This is a genomic window from Paraburkholderia sp. HP33-1, assembly GCF_021390595.1.
Lineage (GTDB): Bacteria > Pseudomonadota > Gammaproteobacteria > Burkholderiales > Burkholderiaceae > Paraburkholderia.
The window spans coordinates 723,367-743,807 of the sequence record NZ_JAJEJR010000003.1 but is presented as its reverse complement, the minus strand read 5'-3'; the positions used below and the strand labels follow the sequence as shown (position 1 = coordinate 743,807).

The following is a 20,441-nucleotide window of genomic DNA, read 5'->3' as shown; positions in this document are numbered from 1 at the left end:
GTCACGTACACCGCCACTCGACGCTTCGTCAGAGCTGTTGTGAGGCTCGCTTCTGTCTCCTACCGAGACTTAAACAGATGCGGAGAACGTGCTCGCGTCCGAGCCCAACGGTAATTTATCCACGGTGGAATACTACACCGCGGCGGATGCAACACCTTCTGGCCACCGTGACTGTCGGCGTGGCACCACGCCGTTGGAAAGTGAACGAGAGCACGCGGGTGAAGTCGGTGCCCGGAGCGGCCGGTCGGTGTCTTGCGACCAGTGGCGCGAGTTTCCAGGTACAGCAGCCTTCCGCATCGCCCCGAAGCACCTGGCGCGGCTCTGCCATAGCACGTCAATGTCTGCCCGACAGTTAGCGCAAGCGACGAAAAATCTCCCTAGCAACGGGCGACATCTCCTTCTATACATCTCAGAGAACACCAATAGAGCAAAGACTCTATGTGTGCTCTCGGAATGTGCCGATGGTCTAACGACCTCTATATATTTTTCTTGAAGACGGCACCCACCAGGAAAAGGAGATCAACATGGGCGACGACACGAACGGTCAACAGTTCGATCCGTCTTCAGTGGGTGGGGTTCTTAAATCTCCACTTTCGGATGATCAGGAGGCTGAGCCGATCAAGCGCATACGCGAAAGCTTCGAGTCAGTTTACGACGGGCCGAATCGGTTCTATCACGAATATACATTGCAGCAGGCCGCAAACAATTTAAAGATCCCGGTTGACGACTATAGGGCGCTTTACGAGCTGCGTCACGACACACCATTCCCGCCTTTTCCACAGGCTGGTAGTTGGAAACGAATCCCTGGAGTGTGGCTAAGTTGGTGGAAGATTTTGCCAGGAAAACAAAGATGGCTCCTTTTACAAACATGCATTAGAAAGGGTTTTAGCAAGGCGATTAAAGGGGGAGCCGCTTTAGCGGTTGTCGCTGCGATTGCACATTATTTATGGACGATTCCAGAACGGGCAGCACAAGCTGAGGCGCAAGTGGAGCAATCTCGTTTTCAAGCGTGGCAATTAATTATCTCGGCAAATGGGCAAAGAATCAACGGCGGAAGAATAGAAGCCTTAGAAAGCCTGGCACGTCAAAATGTCAACCTGGGTGGCCTCGAAGCGCCAGATGCATATTTTGTCGGAATAAATCTTTTTAGAGCCAATCTGCACGACTCAAATTTCAGCCGCGCAATTTTAGGCGGTGCGAATCTTGAAGGTGCGGGGCTCCAACGGGCGCTTCTCGAGGGAACCTACTTCGGCGTCGCGAATTTAAGACATGCAATGCTGCCGGCTGCCAATCTTAAGAATGCAATGTTTCTCTCCACGAATTTGCAAGGGGCTTACCTGCGGGCCGCCAATTTGGAGGGGACTAAGTTTCCAAATGCGAATTTGGAAAGTGCAAATCTTACAGAAACGAAAGGACTTCTCAGTGAAGCACTCGATCGCGCGCATCTTTGCCATACGATGTTGCCGCCAGATTTAAAAGATCTAGCGGACAGAGATTGCGGAAAGCCTTGGTCGGCCATACCTCGGCGGCCATAACCGTTATGAACTGTATTAGCCGGAACTCGATCTGGCAGGTAGTCGGGCCGAACCCGAAAGTTGGTTGTCGATGCAATCCCGTCCAAGCCCCGACGACCGAAATGTGGCTACCCAGGCGTGAAATCTTCCGAGCGAAGGTGCGCGCTTCGGACACAATCATCGTAGCTCAATCGGCTTGCCGTGAGGCGTTCGCCGCGCGGCTTCGTTCCATGCTTCCCGACGTTGCAGCAACGCATCAACTGTCAGATACCCCTTTTCCGTGACGATGCGTTCCAGTGCACTCAGCCAGCACTCATAGTAAGTGTCCCCGCGGTCCGGATCGCGAACTGCCTGCGCGTCCCGGATCGCGCTGCTTAAATGCGCCACCCACTCTGACCACGTGAAGAGCCCTCGTTCATGCAGTGCAAGCGTCATGGCGAATGCCGCGGCTTGCCATGGCGAGCCAAAAACGGGGCCGGGGCTGTCGCGAGGAATGGCCGGCACGGCCGTGAATTCGTCTCTCGGCGGCGTCTTCGTTCGGGTCATGTCCGGCTGCCCACGCTCGCGGCCTCGAGATACGGTTCCCAACAGTCGACGCAGACCGATGATGCCGTTGTATCCGGGCCCCACAGTTCAAGCGCCTCGAAGCGCACGGTATAGAGCCATTGCGGTTGCTCGCCCTCGCCACTCGCGTTTGTATCGGGAAAAACGTGCACGCCATGCCGTACAACAACCTGGCCTAGCTTGCCTCGACAATAACGCGGCAGCCGAGTGTGCGTGAGGGGATTCATCAGGCGGGTGCGTACCATGTCGCCGACCGCAAAGCGCGCTTCACTGAGCGCTGGACGGTCAACCGGATTGCCTCGCGCCAGCGCCGCGACGACTTTGTCGGCCGTTAAAACGCGCGGGACAGGGGCTGCCGCTGTCAACGGCTTGCCCCTTTCGATTTCTTCAGCAGTGGCAAGTCCCGTCTCGATCAGCAACTTCTTGAGGCCTTCGAACCATTTCTCGTAGTAGGTGCTCGCGAGATATTGCGCGGGCGGCAGGCTTTCGCGAGCGGCGCGGGACATGTCGATGTTCCACTTGCCCGTGGCGCCCATCGCCAACGTCAGGGCGTGGACCCGACGTTCCCAGCCTGCGTGAAACGGCGGGGCATCGGGCTCTGGCTGAACCGGGCCGAACGCCTGCATGCCGCCGAGATCCTGTGCGCCGTTCATTCGTCAACTTCCTTGCGCTCGCCGGGCGCCCTGGGCCACCCCGTGCCAATCATCGAATCGCGCGTGACGAGCTGGGCGAGTGCATCCTCGCTCATGCCCTCCGTACCGGGCGGACGCATCGGCAAAACCAGATAACGCACCTCGGAAGTCGAGTCCCATACCTGAACCTCGATGTCGGCAGCCAACTCGACGCCGAATTCCCTCAATACACCGCGCGGATCGATAACCGCCCGCGACCGATAGGGGGCCGATTTGTACCAGACCGGCGGCAACCCCAGGACGGGCCACGGATAGCATGAGCAAAGCGTGCAAACCACCATGTTGTGCACGCCCGGCGTATTTTCCAGGGCCACCATGTGCTCACCCTGCCTGCCCATGTAGCCGAGGGACGCTATGGCCGCAGTGGCGTCAGACAGAAGCCATTGTCTGTACCCGGGATCGCACCAAGCCCGAGCGATGACGCGAGCACCGTTATGCGGACCGACCTTGCTCTCGTAGGTCTCGATCAGGATGTCGAGCGCAGCCGCTTCGACATATCCCTTTTCTATCAGTAGGGATTCCAACGCGCGCACGCGCAAATCCAGTTCCGACAACGCGCTGCCTTCGTCGTGGTCATCATCGGTCTGCCGTGCACCATGCGTGTTGTCGTGGCTCATTGGAATTTGCCGGGAAGCATGCCGAACCGATTCAGTATGGTTTGCTGCAGACGCAAATTCAAGCTGCCAGGTATCGGTTGTGGTGAATGCAGCCGCGGCTCCGAATCCGATTGCCAATACTCACTCGAACGCGCGAAAAAAACTCGACATCACATAGCCAACACGGCGAGCTTTCCCGCGAACAACTCCGCGCGTGGGGGTAACCGACCTGGAGTAGCGCGGTCGTGCTGCTTAGTACATCTGGCTGGTCGGACGGAACAACACTTCGTTGATGTCGACGTACTCTGGCTGGCTCATTGCGAAAATCACTACGCTGGCGAACGAATCAGCCGGAATAGCTTGCTGGTAGACGGCAGACATGCCTGCCGCGACGTCCGGGTCGGTGATCGTCTGTGTCAGTTCCGTCGCGACCGCCCCGGGCGAGATGATGGTCGTTCGAATGTTGTACGGCTTGACCTCCTGCCGCAAACCTTCGGAGATGACACGTACAGCGTGCTTCGTCGCCGCGTACACCGTACCGCCCGGACCGACCTTGTGGCCCGCAACCGATGACACATTGATGATGTGCCCACTCTTTTGCTGGATCATGTACGGCAGGGCAGCGGCGATACCGTACAGCACTCCCTTGATGTTTACATCGATCATGCGGTCCCACTCGTCAACGTGAAGCTTTTCCAGCATGGAACTGGGCATCAGCCCTGCGTTGTTAAGCAGTACGTCAACCCGACCATGCAGCTTTACGGCATGGTCTACGAGCCGCTTCAGATCTTCCCGACGTGTAACGTCGGTTTCGACGACCGCGTCGTTACCCGCGCCGATTTCGCGCGCAAGGTTTTGCAGTCTGTCGGTGCGTCTGGCACCCAGGACCACTTTGGCGCCCAGCGCTGAGAGGTGCCTGGCGGCTGTTTCGCCGAGGCCACTGCTGGCACCTGTGATTACGACAACCTTGTCCTTGATGTTGTCCGTCATGGCGAGTCCTCAGTTTGAAATCGATGTGCATGGTTGACCCCAGCAACCGGAGACCTCTTCAAGTTGCGTGCCAGTATCCGACGCTGGGCGCTCAAAGCGGAACGCGGGCCGACCCATTTCAGAGTTGCGATGGGTCGTAACCTGGCTTCTGATACAACGTGTCCCACTTGTCGCGGATGTCCGGGTTATAGACATCCTTGACCCAGGCTGACGGCTGCACGACCTCGATGCCGACGGAGACCGACTCGTTGCCATATCCGAGAATTTGGGTCACAGCCTTCGTGATTTCATCGGAAAGCTGCCGCTTCTGCTGTTCCGATTTGCCGGGCCACATCTTCACGATTATGTGCGGCATTGATGTCTCCCGTTAGCGCGCGGCGACGGAGGCCGGATACTGGTCATCGGCAACGTGCTCGAGCCAGTCGACCGCCTTGCCATCAAGCGCCTCCTGGATCGCGATATGCGTCATGAAGGTTTCCGCCGATGCGCCGTGCCAGTGCTTCACGCCTGCCGGAATCCACACGACGTCGCCCGGCCGGATGATTTCGAGCGGTCCGCCCCAGCACTGCACGTAGCCACTGCCGGCCATCACGATCAGTGTCTGGCCGAGTGGATGCTCGTGCCAGGCCGTACGCGCACCCGGCTCGAATGTCACGCTACCGCCCGAGGCGCGAGCCGTGTCATTCGGCTGAAACAGCCCGTCTATACGGACGGTGCCAGTGAACCAGTCTGCGGGTCCTTTGACCGAGGCAACGCTGCCGCAACGTTTGACTTCGATTTCCATTTACTGCTCCTGTTCAGAGGTTCGCCCGTGGCAACCTTATGCGCCTCGGTGCGATTGACCGAACTTTACTGCCCGCTTGGTTCCTCCGGTAGCTGCTAGACTTCGCTAAGTGATATGAGTCGAATTCATAATGCCGAACGTTGATCTCAACGTCTTGCGAGCGTTTTTCGTCGTCGCCCGCGAGCGAAGCTTTACCCGCGCAGCCGCACAGCTGGGCGTATCGCAATCCGCCTTGAGCCATTCGATGCGTGGCCTGGAAGAAAAATTGGGGCTCCGCCTGCTGACCCGGACGACACGCGGCGTTTCGTCGACCGAAGCGGGTGAGCGTTTGTTAGCAAACGTCAGGCCGTCCTTCGAACGGATCGACGCTGAACTGGAGTCGTTGAGCTCGTTGAGGGACAAGCCGGCGGGGCTGATCAGGATTTCGGCCCACGATCACGCAGCGGATACGATCCTCTGGCCAAAGCTTAAAGAGGTGCTGCGCAGTTATCCCGACGTCTCGGTCGAAATCAACATCAACTACGGCATGGTCGACATCGTTGCCGAACGATTCGACGCTGGCGTGCGAAGCGGCGACCTCATCGCGCAGGACATGATTGCCGTGCGTATTGGTTCGGATTTCAAGATGGCTGTCGTCGGTTCGCCGCACTATCTGGCGTCGCATGGACATCCGGTGAAGCCGCGTGATCTGGCCGCCCACAGCTGCATCAATCTTCGACTCCCGACGCGTGGCGGCCTGTATGCATGGGAATTCACAAAGAGACGCGAAACGTTGCACGTGAACGTAGATGGCCAATTCATCTGCAACACGACGCCTCAAATGCTTGAGGCTGCGGTGGAGGGGTACGGACTTGCCTACGTGCCGTACGATCTCGCAGAACCGCATATCGCCGCTGGCCGTCTGGCCAGCGTGCTTGAAGACTGGTGCCCAACTGTGCCGGGGTACCATCTTTACTATGCGAGTCGTCGGCAAACATCGCCCGCGTTTGCCTTGATTGTCGAGGCACTGCGATACCGCAGTTGACGGCCGAACTGCGCCCGAGCTACTCGCCGTCTTCCACAGCGCTGCCGCTATTTTTATGCGCGCCCTTGTGAACTTGAGAGCGCGGGATTCGTTCCTGATAGTCCAGCGGCACTAGCGAACGCGGCTGGACCGCCGCGTTCGCGACCCAAACTGAGCTAGTTCTTTGTCAGCGAGCACGTAGTCGCCGCAGTGATGCAGGCGAGCGAGGGCGAGGTCCAGGAACGCTCGTACCCGCTTGGGCTGAGCTGCTCGGCTCCCGTAGTACACGTGCAAACCGATGTGCGCGCTCATATGCTGCACGAGAATTGGCTCTAGTCGTCCCGCCCGGATGTGGGGCGCCGCCGAGAAGCTCGCGAGCTGACCTATGACTTGCCCTGCGAGCACGGCTTGCAGCTCCAGTTCCGCGTCGTTCGTCGCGAACGCTGGGGACATCTGCCGATGTTCGAGCTTGCCATCCACGGACAAGTACCAGGGCGCCACCTTGCCCGTGGCCGAATGCCGGAACACGCTGCAGCGATGCGCCGCGAGTTCATCGAGTGTCGATGGCGTTCCGTACGCTTTCAGGTAGCTGGGCGCCGCGCACACGATCATCTGGATCGGGAAAAGTTGTCGACCGATTACGCCCTCGCTGGGCGACACCCCGATCCGGAAGCCGACATCGACGCGATCCAGCACCCAGTTGCCGATACCGTCATCGAGCTGGACATCCGGCTGGATACCGGGGTGCTCCCGGCAGAATTCGTCGAGCAGCGGCATGAGGATGGCGGCGAACGACGATTTCGGCCCGACGATCCGCAGCGGCCCCGCAATCTCATCCTTGGACTCTCGCGCCAAGGCTAGAGCCCTGTCCAGCGCTGCCAAGGCGGGCTGTGTGTTCTCCAGGAACCGTTGGCCTTCCTCGGTAAGGGCGAGACTGCGCGTCGTCCGATGCAACAGGCGGACTCCAAGATGCTGTTCCAGCTGCGCAATGGCCTGACTGGCAGCCTGGGGCGTGACGCCCTGGGCCAGCGCAGCCTGTCGGATGCTGCCGAGTTCCACGGCTTTGGCAAACGTCGCGATGGCCTTGAAGTCGTTGATGGGCATGGTGAACTCTTCTGCTCAAGCGCGCACGGAACCGTAGCACAGACCATCCAGTATCAACCAGAAATTGATACTGGTGCAAGACGAAATCGACTATTCACTTGAAACTGAGGCGCATAAAGTTACAAGCTTCGGGCGATTGCCCTTGTCATGTACGCGGCGTGTCTTCAGCAGACCTCATGCCGTCATCGACTCTCACCAGCAAGGATTGACCATGCAACACGTGACCCTGAACAATGGAATGGAGATGCCGATCCTTGGCTACGGTGTCTTCCAGATCGCCGACGAGGCGGAATGTGAACGCTGCGTCGTGGACGCGGTACAGGCGGGCTACCGCCTGATCGACACCGCTGCGTCCTACAAGAATGAGGAGGCCGTCGGCCGTGGACTCAAGCGTTGCGGGATACCGCGTGACCAGCTTTTCGTCACCAGCAAGCTCTGGGTTGAGGATGCTGGCTATGAGCGTGCGCGGGTGGCCATCGACAAGTCACTGACGCGCCTCGGCCTGGACTACCTCGATCTGTTCCTGATCCATCAACCGTTCTCGGACGTTCACGGCGCGTGGCGAGCGATGGAGGAGGCGCATCGCGCCGGCAAGCTGCGCGCGATCGGCCTGAGCAATTTCCAGCCGGATCGTCTCATGGACATTGCGGCGTTCAACGACGTGAAGCCAGCCGTCAACCAGATCGATGTCAATCCCTTCCATCAGCAGGCTGAAAGCGTCGAGTTCATGCGCGAACTCGGCGTTCAGCCAGAGGCTTGGGCGCCCTTCGCCGAAGGGCGGAACAACCTGTTCGGGAACGAGCAACTGGTGGCGATTGCGCAACGTTACGGCAAGACCGTGGGGCAAGTCGTGCTGCGATGGCTGGTTCAGCGTGGCATCGTCGCACTGGCGAAGTCCGTGCGGAAGGAGCGCATGCTGGAAAACCTGGCTGTCTTCGACTTCGAACTGTCCGAGGCAGACATGCAGGCCGTCGCAACACTGGAAACTGGGAAAAGCAGCTTCTTCTCGCATCGCGATCCAGCGATCGTGAAGTGGATGAGCGAACGAAAACTCGGCCTTTGACGCGCAATCAGCGTGACCGTCCGACAGGTCAGGCAGATCGCGTCATAGCCGAGGGCGGTGGGGCGCATGCTCCGCATTCGTTCGGCGATATCGGCCGCTCATTCGCGGCCGCCTCCTCCTTCGATCCGAGGTCTATCATGTGTCAAGCCTCCTTTGCCTGAGAACTCAGTCGGCGTGATAGACAGTTTGGCGTGGGACAATCATCGATGATCGAATCCGCAGATGTGATCGTCATTGGCTCCGGCGGGCTAGGAGCAGCGACAGCCTTCCACGTCGCGAAGAGAGGTGCTCGCCGGGTCGCGGTGATCGAGCGGCTCGAAATCGCCTCACAGACCTCACCGCGAGCGGCTGGGATGGTCAGTTGCCTGCGCAAGAGCGACTTGATGATCGACCTGATCAAGCTGGCGGCTGACAGGATCAGGCAATTCTCCGAGGACACGGGTCAGCCCCTTGATTGGGTGCACTCGGGCAGCCTCAAGGTAGCGCGGCGACCAGTGGATGCCGAGGTCATCCAGGAAGACATCCTGCGCGGCCGGCGCCACGGCCTGGACGTAGAGGAACTCTCGCTCGACGCGGCCCACCGGCTCAACCCGTTTCTTCAAACAACGGGAGTCGCTGCGGTGATTCGCATCGGCGACGACATGTATTTCAATCCCGCTCAACTGGCCGTCGGCTTCGCTCGTGCAGCGCAGGAAAACGGGGCAGTGCTACTGTCGAACACCGCGGTGACGCGCGTCCTGATCGCGGACGGCGAGGTGGCCGGAGTCGACACCACGTGCGGCCGCATACGAGCCCCAGTCGTTGTCGATGCAGCCGGCGCCTGGACGAGACAAGTGGCCGAAGCCAGCGGAATTCGAGTTCCTCTTGTCACGACGGCGCAACAATTGTTCGTCACCGAGCCAGTTCCCGATGCCCGAGCCGAATTGCCGATGGTCCGAATCATGGATGCCGCGGTGTATATGAGACCATGTGACGGCGGATTTCTCTGGGGAGTCTACGAGGAACATCCGAGATTCTTCGACATGAATAGCTTCGACGCCAGGTTCGACGTAAAGGATCTGTCGCTCGATGCCGACGTTCTCTGGCGCTACGCCCGGGATGTCGAGGCCCAGCTTCCCGTCCTTCTGAACACAGGAATCCGCGAGCATCGTGGCGGGCTTCCAACGATGACGGCCGATGGCCAGCACATCGTCGGCCCTACGCCGGCCGTTCGGGGGTTTTACTTCGCGAGCGGCTGCAATGTGGTTGGACTCTCCATCGCCCCGGCACTGGGGGAAATGCTCGCCGCGTGGATCGTCGATGGTGCACCCCCTATCGATCTGACGCCTCTATCGCCAGGTCGATTTGGAATCGGCCCGTGGCCGGACGACGAGTTGATCAGGCAGGCCGCGTGGCAGTACCGTCATTTCTACGGTGCAAGGTGAGAGCGATGGATCAGTCAAGTACCGTCGTTACCACCCCCATTCTTCGCGCCAAGGATTTGAAGTCGTTTGCGAAGAGCCTGGCGCTCGCAATGAGACCGTGCGGCAATAGGGAGCAGCATCTACAACCGACGAGCGCATCACGCTGCCGGACGCAGATTTTCGGCGGATAACGGCCGAACTCGACTAACTGGGAGCTTAAATGCCGGGAGACCGCGCCTGGCTGGATTTTGCCTTCGCTTGATCAGACAGTTTTCAGCTCTTTCTGGAAGTTTTCGCCACGAATGGCGTGGGTATGTGCTGAACTTTCTCGCTTCCGCACTTCGGACAAGGTGGATGAGCGGTTGCATGTTCAGCAAGATGCTCGGCATGTTCGAACGTCTCACCGCACTTCTCGCACCTGTACTGGTAAGTCGGCATGGCATTCCTCCAACGAGAATCCTGCACGTCGTGCTGGCCAGATACCGTCTGTCGACGACGTCGGCAATAACCCATTCTAGTGCAGCACTCGTCGTATGCGGTACAGGCAACAGCGGTATCCCGCCTCAGTAGTTAACTAACGGGCCGCGCCGGTGATCCCATTGGCCGGACCACCGCGTCCGCTGGCGCCTCGATTCTTGCCGCGGACGAAGTCGCTTCATGGGGATCGGTTGCGCGGTCCTACCCGTGCATTTGTTCATCGATGATAAAGTCTGCGACTCTCATCGCGTCCACCGAGTTGCCGTCCACGTCGTTCCAGTCACGAATCGCGCGATTGACTTTAGTTAGTGCGGTGACGGCAAGTAATACAGCGTCGGTCTCGGTGATCTTGCCTTCAATATCATCTACCAGATAATCCGCAACACGTAGAGCCGCTTTGATTAGGTTGACGTCGTCAATCAAGTCCGACAAGACCGCACGAACGGTTGCGAGACAAGCATCTTTGCGTGCAAGTGCGATATCTGTCATGAGTTTCTCCAGAGTCGAGGTGTCTGGTTAGCAAACTTTGGCGGTCGCGTAGAACAAAGGGAACCCTACTCCGCCCTGGCCGAGTTGGGAAGGGATACTGTCCCGCCCTCAGAGCAGCTGTCTCGAGCCATGCGCAGCCGATCAGCGAAGGAGCGCACGTGGTATCGTGCAACGCCTCGCGTAGCGAGGATGGATTTTCAACGTGAAACTCATGCGCCAATACTGACCGCCCTATAAAAGAATGTTCACGCCTCTATTCGCGACGTACGACCCGCCTTCGGGCAATCAGGAAAATCCCCGTGAACTTGTCAAAGCCGTCGTTGCGGCATCGCTTGTGACCGGGCTCGAAATGTTCGATTTCACCGTTTTCGGTTTTTTCGCGGTGATGATCGGAGACCAGTTCTTCCCGGCGAACGATTCGATGACTTCACTGCTGTGGGCCGTCGGCACATTCGGCGTCGGTTTTTTCATGCGCCCCGTTGGCGCGGTGATCATCGGCGCTTACGCGGACCGCGTAGGACGCCGCGCAGCGATGACGAGGACCAGCTGGATGATGGCTCTGGGAACCGCCGCGCTCGCCCTGTGCCCGTCATTCGCCAGCATAGGAGTGCTTGCGCCGCTGCTTGTCATTGCCGGTCGATCGTTGCAGGGCTTTGCCCTTGGTGGCGACATCGGAGTCACCGCGACCTTCGTGCTGGAGACAGGGCCCGCGTCGCGCCGTGGCTATCTGCTCAGTTGGCAGCTAGCCAGTCAAGGCGCGGCCGCGTTGCTGGGTGCAACGTTGGGCCTGCTGATCACCAGCACGATGTCACCGGCAGCTGTGGCTTCGTGGGGTTGGCGGATCCCCTTCCTGATCGGTCTGCTCATCGCGCCAGTCGGCCTCTACGTTCGCCACCGGCTTCGCGATGATCCGATTCTCACCACCACCGCCAGTATTCCCGCCACCCCGCTCACCGAACTGCGTCGCGAACACGGGACGACGATCCTGCTGGCCATGCTGATGATGATGGGGCAGACGGTACCGGTCTACGCGATCGTCTATTTCATGCCAAGCTATGCGACTCGCGTGATGCACCTGCCCGCCGTCATCGGATTTCTGGCTTCCGCGTTGTCTGCGCTGCTGCTGGTCAGCATTCCCCCGCTGGCAGGGCGTCTCCTGGACAGTCTGCGGCGTCGCAAGCCACTGGCCCTGCTTGCCTCCGGATGCACGGCGCTTCTGATCTATCCGGCCTTTGTGGTGATTACCCATGCGACCAGCGCGCTGCCCATCCTGTGCGGCGTCGGGCTCGTTAGCACCATGGTCGCGCTCGGTGCTGGCGCGGTCACCCTGCTTGTGCTCGAAGCGCTTCCAGCGCGGGTACGCGCCAGCGGCATGGCCGTTTCGCATGCGCTGAACGTCGCCTTGTTCGGCGCTACCGCTCAATTCATCGTGACAGGTTTGATCAAACGGACCGGCGACCCCATGTCCGCAGCCTGGTATGTGGCGCCGGCGTGTGTGGTGAGCTTCTGTGCGGTGATGCTTTTCAAGGAACGGCGCCTCGAAACCTGAACCAGACGCCGGACCCCGAATCGCATAATCCACTTAATGCGGCACGCTCACGACCCCATGGTCCGCACTGATCGCATTGCTGCCAGGGTTCGCAACGATGGGCGGCAGGTTCGATACGTTCAACGTCGGCGCCAAACCCGGAGTGCCACCGCGCGGTGTCGTGCGAATCACCTGCGACGGCGGCAGCGGCGTGCCGTTCTTCAGGTGGCTCCACATCAGGTTGAGCGCCTGGAGGTTGTAATAGTGGACCGGCACGAAGCGGGTGTCGAAGCCGGGGAAACCTAGAAACGCGTCGAAATGCTGTCCGTTCGTCACCTCGTAAAGCGACAACTGGCTTCGCGAGCCTTCCCGCACGCTGTTCGCGGCAAGATACGCACGGGAAGCGTGATTGATCGGCACCAACGCATCGCTGCGGCCCTGGACGATGATCGTGGGCTTGCCATGCAGGATCGCATTCACACGGATCGCATCGACGCTCGCCAGTACGCGCGGGTTTTTGCCGGTCCACAACGCGCGCGCACATACCGCGCCGGCGAAGCTCGCGTCGGCTGTCGCGAGCCGATGGTCCGCGCCTCCCGACGGCGTCACGTTGTAGACGAGGCTGATGCCGTTGGTTGGCGGCACACCGTTGCCGAGGCCGAAGATGGTCGGCATCGGCGAAACCGCGGGCGCAAAGCCCGCTGCACCCGTCGCCGGGTTCGTCGTGCCGAAGCTGAAGCCGCACAGATTGTCGGCGACGCTCGCCCTCGCGTACGCGTTCGCGTACGTGACGGCGACCGCCGGCACCGCTTGCGAATCCCACATCGGCGCATGCAGCAGGTCCGAATCCGCTTCATAGCCGGCCTGATGCAGCTGTGCGAGGGCGTCGTTGGCCTGCGTTTGCGTGTCGCTGCCATGTACATATCCGGCCGCCGCCAGCGACGCGCAGCGGGCCTGGCGGATCGCGCTGGTCGTCGCGAACGGCAGCGCGGTCAGATACGGAGCGCCGGCGGCCGCGTCCGCGAGCGCGGCGCACGGTTGGAGCAGATTTGCGAGCGTCATGTAGTCCGCCAGCGGTTTGCCGGCCGCGGCGATACGCTGCCCGCCCTCTATCACCTGCGCATTGACTGGCATCCGGACGTTGATCTGCGGCTCGCCGACCACCACCGCCGTGATCCACCCTTTCGTGTCCTGTTCGGCGGTCGCAAGCGACGCGCCGCCGCCGTTACTCACGGATGCCGCGATGGTGGTGATGCTGCCGGGCCGGTAGTGCACGCGGTGATGCGACGACTCGACGAGCGGCGTGAACTGCTGGTTCAGCACCCAGTACGCAAACTGGATGGCTTCCAGGGTGTCCTTGCCCCAGTCCTGCTCCGGATTCTGTTGCGAATGCGCGTGCTTGAACGCATAGCGGTTCGGAAAATTCTGGTTGTACGTGCTCAGGATGGTGGCGGGCACGTGGGCGGTGAAGAGACTGGCTGGCCCGGCGGTGGCGGCGTTAGCGAGGCGGCCATCGATCAGCGTGACGAGGCCGCTCATCAGTTCGTGCGCGCCGTTGCCGCTGCCCTTGTCGGTATAGGCGACCGCGCAGCCGCGCTTGAGGCCCCATTCGCCGGCCGCCGAAATGGCGCCGTAGACACCGCGCGAGCCCGACGACGTCGCCGTGACGATGCACGGATTCGCCGGGTTGAAGGTTGCCGGCACCTGGACGAGAAGGCTGACGTTTTGCCGGCCACTGCCGTCGTCGGCATAGGCCAGATATTCCGTGCCGGCGATTTTTCCTTCGCCAAGGGTGTCGTTTCCGTCCAGATCGACGTTGGGCCCCCAGAAGCGACCGTAGCCGCCGGCCGGGGTTATGTCGACGAGCGCGCGGTAGTTCGACCAGATCGCAAGTCTGCGCAATTCCGCTGCCGTTGGGCTCGCGGCGTTCGCAACGGCGGGCGCCGCAAGGCTCGCGAGTCCGGTTTTTCCAAGGCCGGCTGTTAGCAGATCGTCGCTGACGCCGTCGTAGGTGGTGGTTGAGAGACTGCCTGGTACGACGAACGATGGCAGCGTATTCAACTCGCCGTCGTCGTCGTTGTCGTGATCCGTGGCATGCGCGGCGCATACGAGTGTCGCGCATATCGTTGCTATTACTAATGCTGTCGCGGTACGAAGTTGTGCCGTTCTGGTTCTGGTTCGGCTCGCGATCGGGAAGTCTGTCATTTGTGTCTCCTTCTTTGTTGTTCAAATAAGAAGAGATGCACATCGCACTTTGAGAATCGCTGTGCGTCGATGAATCACAGCATCGTGGACATTAGGACAATCGGGGCCGAGATTCCAGCAGAGATCACCCGGAGATGACGGGTGTTGTTGCGGCAAGGACGTGGTCAATGTCCAGCCTGTGCGGATCGCGGCATATCCCGGTGGCGACCGGGGGGCCAAGTCTGATGCGTTGCTGCGGGCCCTCGTGTCGAGGCCACAGCGTCGCGTTTTGGATGAAAGTGGCCGTACGCCGACTGACCCGATTGGCAGATCATCGGTGCCACTGCCGACACTGGGACAGTCTGCGTTCTATGTCAGCAATGTCGCGGCGGATTGCTGACGGTGGTGGCATCGAGCAGCCGAACGTCAGCTTCCCGCATCAGCGAAGATATTGCGTCGCTGGAGACGCGCCTCCCGAACGAGCTCGGACTCAGCACCGAATCGGGAGGCGTCCACATAGGCGACGTTTAGTTGGACAGGAAGTCCAACACCATGCGATTGAACTTGTCCACGTGTTCCCACTGCACCCAATGACCACAGCGGTTGAACATGTGGAATTCGGCATTGGGGAGACCCGCCATCAGACGGAGGCCCATGTCGTAGGGAAGGAAGCGATCCTCCCGACCCCAGACGATCAGTGCAGGTGCCTTGATCTCGTGGAGTTGCGTTTGATAGTCCGAGAATTGCTTCGGATTCGCGGCCATGCTCTTCACCCAGTTATCCAGGTGGTGCTTGCTGGCCTGCATGTTGTCCACCCTCTGTTGCAGCAGATCGTCGGTCAGGGCCGACGCATCGTAGACGAACACATTCATCATGCGCTTGACGTTTTCGAGCGTGGGTTCCCTGTACACGAAGTTCAGGAGCTTGATCCCTTCGGCCGGCTGCGGAACGAACATCGAGGGCCCAGCGGTACCGCCGCCCATATAGACCAGACGGTTGACCCGCTCCGGGTTCTTCAAAGCAAACGCCGTAGCCGAGTGGGCACCCATCGAATTGCCGACAACGCTTACCTTATCGACCTGGATTTGATCCAGAACAGCGCGAACGACCTGACCGTTGAATTCGGAACGGGAGCCTCGGTCGATGACGACCGGATCGCTCTTGCCGAAGCCCGGCATATTGATCAGCAGAAGGCGGTATCCAGCACCAGCAAACGCGTCAATGTTTCGATAGTAGTTGGCCCAGCCGGTGGCACCGGGGCCCGAACCGTGGAGCATTACCACCACGGGATCCTTGCTGTGCCCAATGTCGTTGTAATGCACCTTGTAGCTGGTGCCCTCGACCTCGACCGCCACCTCATGGCTGGTCTGCACTTCATTGAAAAGCGAACTCATATGTGTTCTCAAACGTTGAAAGTGGCTACTGTCCGCGACAGTTGAGCCGATTCGTCTCGCAGTTGCTGCGCCGCAGCCGATGCCTGTTCAACCATTGCTGCGTTGCTCTGCACCTGCTGATCCATCTGGGTCACGGCTTGGCTGATCTGCTCGATGCCCTGAGCCTGCTCCTGACTCGCAGCACTGATTTCCCCCATGATGTCCGCGACCCGGGTGATGCTTTGCACCACCTCCTTCATGGTTGTCCCTGCTTCATCGACCAGCCGAGTACCGGCACCGACTTTGGTAACCGAATCATCGATCAGGTCTTTGATCTCCTTTGCAGCGCCGGCCGAACGTTGAGCGAGCGAACGAACCTCACCTGCAACCACGGCAAATCCACGACCTTCCTCCCCAGCTCGCGCAGCCTCAACCGCAGCGTTCAGCGCCAGGATATTGGTCTGGAAGGCGATACCTTCAATCGTACCGATGATGTCTGAAATCGAATTAGCGCTGCGATTGATGTCCTGCATGGTTTCGACAACACGGGTCACTGCCTGGCCGCCACGGGCCGCCACTTCAGAGGCGTTTCGGGCCAACGTATCCGCCTGGATCGCGTTTTGAGCATTGAGGCGCACAGTTGAACTCAGTTGTTCAACTGATGCCGCAGTTTCTTCCAGCGACGCTGCCTGCGACTCCGTGCGGGAACTCAACTCCTGATTGCCCTGCGCAATTTGAACCGATGCGTTCTTGATCGACTCCGAGGAATTTCGCACATCGCTCACGATACGACTCAGACTCTGGCTCATGTCGGCCAAAGCGGCCAGAACTCGTCCCGTCTCATCCGTAGAACGCGTGTCGATTCGTTGAGTCAGATTCCCGCTCTTCACGTTCTGCGCGACCTGCACCGCCGTATTGAGCGGAGTGGAAATCGCGCGAATCAACCAGACGGAAAATCCGAATGCCATCAGTCCGCCGGTCAGCACGCCGACAATACAGAGTACTCGCACGATCTGGTAGTTTTGCTGCGAACGCTCGTACTCGCGTTTAGCCAGTTCGCCCTCCAGAGTCACCATCCGGTCCAGTCCGTCTTGTACCGGCTCATAAAGAGCTTCTAACGGCCCTCGTGAGATATCGTCAATAGCTGAGATGTCGTGGGCTGCCATAGCCGCCATTGCCGGCTGTACCACTCCAACAACGAACTTTCCGAATACCGGCACGAAAGCATCAGTCTCTGCTTTTTCTTCAGGAGTCAGGTTCTTCGTGTAGTCCGCCCAGGCTTGATCCCCGATTTTCATATCGCTCTTGAAGCTCTGAAGCTTGGCGTCGATATACGCCTGCTTCGTATCCAGCGCCGATGACGCAATGGTGAATCGCAGACGATTCAGCGCCGTGTTCATCAAATCGATACGCTGAATGGAAACCAGCCTCGCTTCGTAGACTTCGCGTAGTGAATCGTTGACTCTACTTACGCTCCAGAGCCCCATCAGGCCCCCGGCTAGCAGCAGCACACTCAATGCAGACATGACGGCGATCAGTCGCGTCTTGATAGTGAGGCTTTTCAAAGTTCAATTCCCCGATTGATACGATATACACAAGCGTATTTTCGCCGCCCCAGCTCCGCAAAACCCGGTCCTGCAACGTCAGATCGTCATGCCACCGTCAACGCTCAGGGTCGTTCCCGTCACGTATCGAGATTGATCCGACAGTAGCCATATCACAGCACTAGCGACCTCGTCGGGCTGGCCGATTCGGCGCATCGGAATCATTCCATCCAACAGATGGACATCGCCGCCAGTGCTGCGCATGTAATTCGGCGTCTCGGTGGCTCCCGGACACACGGCATTCACGCGAATCTTGTGGCCCGCGTATTCCTTGGCGACTGCACGGGTCAGCCCCACCACCGCGTGTTTGGCCGCCACGTAGTGAGCAATGCCATCCATACCGCGCAATCCAAAGATCGAGGCGTTATTGACGATGGAGCCCCCGCCCGAGCGCAGCATGGCTTCAACCTGATACTTGACGCCGTAATACACGCCCTTGAAATTCAGATCGATCACCCATTCCGCTTCATCGATTGGCGTTTCGTGAATGGGTTTGAAATCCCCGTGCCCGCCTGCGTTGTTGAATGCGAAATCGAGACGACCGAACGTTTTTTCCACGAATTCAACAAGCGCATTATTGTCTTCTCGCTTCGAAACGTCGGCCTGGAAGATTGTCGCCTCGCCACCCAGGGTTTCGATTTCTTTTTGGACCGAAACCAGCTTGTCTTCGTCACGACCGGCCAGAACAACCGTGGCCCCTTCCTTGGCGAGTTCCAGTGCAGCGGCCCTACCCATTCCAGAACCGCCACCGGTCACCAGACCAACCTTCCCTTTCATCAGCATCTTTTTCTCCTTTTTTGTCACGGGTAGTTATGCGGCCTCTGCCTGTGATTCGACAGGCACCCGATCCTCGTGCATCAGATTGCGCCGCAATACCACAGCTTGACCGCCATGCGTTTTACCGTTGATCCACGCGGACAAGGACGAGTCCATATAGTCCGCGTGGCCCGGAAACCAGTCCATCAGCGATTGTGCAAGTCTATGCACGGCGCCCAGCCCAATCTGACCGATAGCCGCCAGCTGATGCACCTGAAATACCGAACCAAGAACTTCGTCGTGCTGATCTCGATGGCACTTGGAATAGACTTCAGGAAAACCCGTTTTGTCCATCCACGCGTGTTCAAGATCGAAGTGAGAAATCAAATGCTTTTCCACTGCATCGAGAGCAGCCAAAGCGGTGTGCGCCGTACTATTGCGCAATGCAGTGACAACCTGAACGAACTCACGATGTTCATCATCCATAGGACCGTGCCCGAGTAGCAGAGCATCGCTCCATTCCAGCTTTTCGACGTGTTTGGTCGTTCGCTGTGCATGGTGTGCATGATGGTCATTGTGATTAGTCTGTTGAGCGTTCATTTTCAATTCCTCACTTCGGTTCCTGGTTAGGCCTTCCGTTGCGCTCCAATCAGAATCGAAGCCATCACGGCAGGTGCATTGCTCCTGTTACGCCATGCATGACGCGTACCGTTCTGAACCACGATATCGCCGGTTTTCAGAACACGAGTTTCTCCATCATCGAGTTCCAGACAGAGTTCGCCGCTAAGGACGATATCGTAGTCAACCGAGTCGGTGATATGAAAGCCCGAGCCATCGGGTTCAAAGCATTCGGCCAGACCCGGCAGGATGGCCGCATACTCGGCGCCAGCGGCAGCGCCGTCGAACGCAGGATCAGCCGTCACGGCATCAGGTGGGAACTGCACGGTCATCAGACGCGTGCCATTCAGCGCCGGCATCACCGTGGCTGCGGCGGCAACGGGGTCCCCTGCCGAATGCGGGAGCACGGTTTCGGGACTCGTTGCCCAAATCTGCGTGGTCTTGAAACCGGGAACGGCTGCGAAAGCATGGCCCGATTCTTCGGAATCGCTCAGGACAACGGACTTGCCATTGATTTGGCCAGTCACAACGCGACGCACCATTTTGTATACCTCTTAGTTTTGAACAACGACGACGTTGACGAAGCCCGTGACGCGCTTTGCTGCGTCTTCCAGCGCTTCATTTGCTTGATCGAGCGTGTAGGTGTGGTTCTTGAACGACGACACATCGAGCGTACCTGCTTCGATCATCGCAACCAGATCCTGGCCTTCGCCAACCGTGAACCAGAGCGAGCCGATCACCGACAGCGCCGAGCACATCATTTCGTGCATGTTTACCGGCACTTCGTTGATCTGGGCACCGATTTCCACGAGCTTGCCGCCGCGACGCAGAGCACCGAATGCGTCTTTGGTGACTTGCATGTTCGGGCCCGGAGCGATAGCGTCCACCACCGAATCGACACCCACACCGTCCGTCTGCTCTTTGGCCCATGCAGCCATACCCGACGAACCGTTGGCGACCGAGTACGTCAGGATACGAGCCGGATCGATTGCCTTGACCTGGGCCAGCGTTTCTTCGTTGCGAGCCACGACCAGGATCTTCGTTGCGCCCATTGCACGTGCGATCAGCGTGGCGCACAGGCCCAGCGTACCCGTGCCGCCGATGATCATCACCGACTTACCGGCCGCGACTTGTGCCTTGCGCAGACCCGAATAGGCCGTGCCCAGATAGCCCATACGCGCGCCGACTTCGAACGAAACCTTGTCACCGAGCTTCACCAGACCGTCTGCGGGCGCCGTTGCGTATTCGCTGAGGCCCCCGTACGGGTATTCTTCATACAGGAACTGCGACTTCGGTCCGAAGCCGAAGTAGCCCTGGAATGCATAGGCTTCGCAGTTGATGGGCTCGCCCACGCGGCAGGCGTGGCACGAGCCGCACGAACGGCCCGGATTAATGTACACGCGGTCGCCGACCTTGATGCCTGTCACTGCGGGACCGACCTCAGCCACTACACCTGCTGCGTCCAGACCGTAGATGGCGGGCAGTGCCGCATGCGCCAGATACGGCTTTTCCGAGCGGTAGTTGGTGATCACATTGCCCAGATTGGGAACGATGCCAGAAGCTTTGAGCTTGATCACGACGTCGGTCGGGCGCTTGAGCGTCGGATACGGAATCGTATCAACGCTGAACTTGCCCGACGTGTTGTCGTGCAGGCGCGCCGCGCGCATGTATCGGCCTTCGTTGCTCATTCGTACGTCTC

21 protein-coding genes are annotated in these 20,441 nt (G+C 59.3%); 5 read left to right on the top strand and 16 right to left on the bottom strand.

What is annotated here, in order from left to right; all coding sequences use genetic code 11:
* Positions 1-524: 524 nt before the first annotated feature.
* A complete protein-coding gene (locus L0U81_RS30365; protein ID WP_233809379.1) occupies positions 525-1,535 on the top strand; it encodes a pentapeptide repeat-containing protein in 1,011 nt (336 codons plus the stop codon).
* A gap of 156 nt (positions 1,536-1,691) precedes the next feature.
* Here L0U81_RS30365 and L0U81_RS30360 read toward each other — a convergent pair whose 3' ends face one another.
* The 6 genes from L0U81_RS30360 to L0U81_RS30335 all read right to left on the bottom strand — a co-directional run bounded on the left by L0U81_RS30360 (position 1,692) and on the right by L0U81_RS30335 (position 5,134).
* On the bottom strand, positions 1,692-2,060 hold the full coding sequence (locus tag L0U81_RS30360) for a nitrile hydratase accessory protein (RefSeq protein ID WP_233809377.1): 369 nt from the start codon (positions 2,058-2,060) through the stop codon (positions 1,692-1,694).
* Positions 2,057-2,731, bottom strand: a complete 675-nt coding sequence (gene nthB / locus L0U81_RS30355) for a nitrile hydratase subunit beta (protein ID WP_233809375.1) — start codon at positions 2,729-2,731, stop codon at positions 2,057-2,059. The genes L0U81_RS30360 and nthB overlap by 4 nt, the downstream gene beginning before the upstream one ends.
* Positions 2,728-3,387: a nitrile hydratase subunit alpha gene (nthA, locus tag L0U81_RS30350; RefSeq protein WP_233809373.1), complete on the bottom strand. Its 660-nt coding sequence runs from the start codon at positions 3,385-3,387 to the stop codon at positions 2,728-2,730. Before nthA ends, nthB begins: the two co-directional genes overlap by 4 nt.
* Before the next feature lie 231 nt (positions 3,388-3,618).
* Positions 3,619-4,356 (bottom strand): SDR family oxidoreductase, encoded by a 738-nt coding sequence (locus L0U81_RS30345; RefSeq protein ID WP_233809371.1) that lies wholly within the window; start codon positions 4,354-4,356, stop codon positions 3,619-3,621.
* 118 nt (positions 4,357-4,474) lie between these two features.
* The gene (locus L0U81_RS30340; RefSeq protein WP_233809369.1) at positions 4,475-4,711 is read right to left on the bottom strand and encodes a tautomerase family protein; all 237 of its coding nucleotides are present in this window, start codon (positions 4,709-4,711) and stop codon (positions 4,475-4,477) included.
* 12 nt (positions 4,712-4,723) lie between these two features.
* Positions 4,724-5,134 (bottom strand): (R)-mandelonitrile lyase, encoded by a 411-nt coding sequence (locus tag L0U81_RS30335; RefSeq protein ID WP_233810053.1) that lies wholly within the window; start codon positions 5,132-5,134, stop codon positions 4,724-4,726.
* A gap of 136 nt (positions 5,135-5,270) precedes the next feature.
* Here L0U81_RS30335 and L0U81_RS30330 point away from each other — a divergent pair, with 136 nt between their 5' ends.
* Complete coding sequence (locus L0U81_RS30330) at positions 5,271-6,164, top strand: LysR family transcriptional regulator (RefSeq protein ID WP_233809367.1); 894 nt, start codon at positions 5,271-5,273, stop codon at positions 6,162-6,164.
* Positions 6,165-6,275: 111 nt separating this feature from the next.
* Here the strand turns inward: L0U81_RS30330 and L0U81_RS30325 are convergent, their stop codons facing one another.
* Positions 6,276-7,247 carry a LysR family transcriptional regulator gene (locus L0U81_RS30325; RefSeq protein ID WP_233809365.1) on the bottom strand — a complete coding sequence of 324 codons (972 nt, stop codon included), beginning with the start codon at positions 7,245-7,247 and terminating at the stop codon, positions 6,276-6,278.
* A gap of 211 nt (positions 7,248-7,458) precedes the next feature.
* Between L0U81_RS30325 and L0U81_RS30320 the strand changes: the two genes are divergently transcribed.
* Together L0U81_RS30320 and L0U81_RS30315 are read left to right on the top strand one after the other, a co-directional pair.
* Complete coding sequence (locus L0U81_RS30320; RefSeq protein ID WP_233809363.1) at positions 7,459-8,310, top strand: aldo/keto reductase; 852 nt, start codon at positions 7,459-7,461, stop codon at positions 8,308-8,310.
* Between the two features lie 206 nt (positions 8,311-8,516).
* Positions 8,517-9,734: an NAD(P)/FAD-dependent oxidoreductase gene (locus L0U81_RS30315; RefSeq protein WP_233809361.1), complete on the top strand. Its 1,218-nt coding sequence runs from the start codon at positions 8,517-8,519 to the stop codon at positions 9,732-9,734.
* Positions 9,735-9,986: 252 nt separating this feature from the next.
* Here L0U81_RS30315 and L0U81_RS30310 read toward each other — a convergent pair whose 3' ends face one another.
* Entirely contained in the window at positions 9,987-10,151 is a 165-nt protein-coding gene (locus L0U81_RS30310) for an FmdB family zinc ribbon protein (protein ID WP_233809359.1), read from the bottom strand.
* Positions 10,152-10,391: 240 nt separating this feature from the next.
* Positions 10,392-10,679 carry a hypothetical protein gene (locus L0U81_RS30305; RefSeq protein ID WP_233809357.1) on the bottom strand — a complete coding sequence of 96 codons (288 nt, stop codon included), beginning with the start codon at positions 10,677-10,679 and terminating at the stop codon, positions 10,392-10,394.
* A 241-nt stretch (positions 10,680-10,920) separates the two neighbouring features.
* Here L0U81_RS30305 and L0U81_RS30300 point away from each other — a divergent pair, with 241 nt between their 5' ends.
* A complete protein-coding gene (locus L0U81_RS30300; RefSeq protein WP_233809355.1) occupies positions 10,921-12,228 on the top strand; it encodes an MFS transporter in 1,308 nt (435 codons plus the stop codon).
* Between the two features lie 33 nt (positions 12,229-12,261).
* Here the strand turns inward: L0U81_RS30300 and L0U81_RS30295 are convergent, their stop codons facing one another.
* From L0U81_RS30295 to L0U81_RS30260, 7 genes are all read right to left on the bottom strand, one after another.
* The gene (locus L0U81_RS30295; RefSeq protein WP_233809353.1) at positions 12,262-14,412 is read right to left on the bottom strand and encodes a D-(-)-3-hydroxybutyrate oligomer hydrolase; all 2,151 of its coding nucleotides are present in this window, start codon (positions 14,410-14,412) and stop codon (positions 12,262-12,264) included.
* Positions 14,413-14,918: 506 nt separating this feature from the next.
* Positions 14,919-15,785, bottom strand: coding sequence for an alpha/beta fold hydrolase (locus L0U81_RS30290; RefSeq protein WP_233809351.1), 867 nt, complete (start codon positions 15,783-15,785; stop codon positions 14,919-14,921).
* Positions 15,786-15,793: 8 nt separating this feature from the next.
* Positions 15,794-17,329: a methyl-accepting chemotaxis protein gene (locus L0U81_RS33745; RefSeq protein ID WP_326489883.1), complete on the bottom strand. Its 1,536-nt coding sequence runs from the start codon at positions 17,327-17,329 to the stop codon at positions 15,794-15,796.
* A gap of 78 nt (positions 17,330-17,407) precedes the next feature.
* Positions 17,408-18,151, bottom strand: a complete 744-nt coding sequence (locus L0U81_RS30275) for an SDR family NAD(P)-dependent oxidoreductase (RefSeq protein WP_233809349.1) — start codon at positions 18,149-18,151, stop codon at positions 17,408-17,410.
* Between the two features lie 27 nt (positions 18,152-18,178).
* Positions 18,179-18,724, bottom strand: coding sequence for a hemerythrin domain-containing protein (locus tag L0U81_RS30270; protein WP_233809347.1), 546 nt, complete (start codon positions 18,722-18,724; stop codon positions 18,179-18,181).
* Between the two features lie 26 nt (positions 18,725-18,750).
* On the bottom strand, positions 18,751-19,284 hold the full coding sequence (locus L0U81_RS30265; protein ID WP_233809345.1) for a cupin domain-containing protein: 534 nt from the start codon (positions 19,282-19,284) through the stop codon (positions 18,751-18,753).
* A 12-nt stretch (positions 19,285-19,296) separates the two neighbouring features.
* The gene (locus L0U81_RS30260; RefSeq protein ID WP_233809343.1) at positions 19,297-20,430 is read right to left on the bottom strand and encodes an alcohol dehydrogenase catalytic domain-containing protein; all 1,134 of its coding nucleotides are present in this window, start codon (positions 20,428-20,430) and stop codon (positions 19,297-19,299) included.
* Positions 20,431-20,441 lie beyond the last annotated feature (11 nt).

Coding starts and splice junctions, on each gene's coding strand:
- L0U81_RS30300 (WP_233809355.1), top strand. CDS start 10,921: ATGTTCACGCCTCTATTCGCGACGTACGACCCGCCTTCGGGCAATCAG.
- L0U81_RS30310 (WP_233809359.1), bottom strand. CDS start 10,151: ATGCCGACTTACCAGTACAGGTGCGAGAAGTGCGGTGAGACGTTCGAA.
- L0U81_RS30360 (WP_233809377.1), bottom strand. CDS start 2,060: ATGACCCGAACGAAGACGCCGCCGAGAGACGAATTCACGGCCGTGCCG.
- L0U81_RS30365 (WP_233809379.1), top strand. CDS start 525: ATGGGCGACGACACGAACGGTCAACAGTTCGATCCGTCTTCAGTGGGT.
- nthB (WP_233809375.1), bottom strand. CDS start 2,731: ATGAACGGCGCACAGGATCTCGGCGGCATGCAGGCGTTCGGCCCGGTT.
- L0U81_RS30305 (WP_233809357.1), bottom strand. CDS start 10,679: ATGACAGATATCGCACTTGCACGCAAAGATGCTTGTCTCGCAACCGTT.
- L0U81_RS30270 (WP_233809347.1), bottom strand. CDS start 18,724: ATGAACGCTCAACAGACTAATCACAATGACCATCATGCACACCATGCA.
- L0U81_RS30340 (WP_233809369.1), bottom strand. CDS start 4,711: ATGCCGCACATAATCGTGAAGATGTGGCCCGGCAAATCGGAACAGCAG.
- L0U81_RS30330 (WP_233809367.1), top strand. CDS start 5,271: ATGCCGAACGTTGATCTCAACGTCTTGCGAGCGTTTTTCGTCGTCGCC.
- L0U81_RS30325 (WP_233809365.1), bottom strand. CDS start 7,247: ATGCCCATCAACGACTTCAAGGCCATCGCGACGTTTGCCAAAGCCGTG.
- L0U81_RS30265 (WP_233809345.1), bottom strand. CDS start 19,284: ATGGTGCGTCGCGTTGTGACTGGCCAAATCAATGGCAAGTCCGTTGTC.
- L0U81_RS30290 (WP_233809351.1), bottom strand. CDS start 15,785: ATGAGTTCGCTTTTCAATGAAGTGCAGACCAGCCATGAGGTGGCGGTC.
- L0U81_RS30315 (WP_233809361.1), top strand. CDS start 8,517: ATGATCGAATCCGCAGATGTGATCGTCATTGGCTCCGGCGGGCTAGGA.
- L0U81_RS30260 (WP_233809343.1), bottom strand. CDS start 20,430: ATGAGCAACGAAGGCCGATACATGCGCGCGGCGCGCCTGCACGACAAC.
- L0U81_RS30295 (WP_233809353.1), bottom strand. CDS start 14,412: ATGACAGACTTCCCGATCGCGAGCCGAACCAGAACCAGAACGGCACAA.
- L0U81_RS30275 (WP_233809349.1), bottom strand. CDS start 18,151: ATGCTGATGAAAGGGAAGGTTGGTCTGGTGACCGGTGGCGGTTCTGGA.
- nthA (WP_233809373.1), bottom strand. CDS start 3,387: ATGAGCCACGACAACACGCATGGTGCACGGCAGACCGATGATGACCAC.
- L0U81_RS30345 (WP_233809371.1), bottom strand. CDS start 4,356: ATGACGGACAACATCAAGGACAAGGTTGTCGTAATCACAGGTGCCAGC.
- L0U81_RS30320 (WP_233809363.1), top strand. CDS start 7,459: ATGCAACACGTGACCCTGAACAATGGAATGGAGATGCCGATCCTTGGC.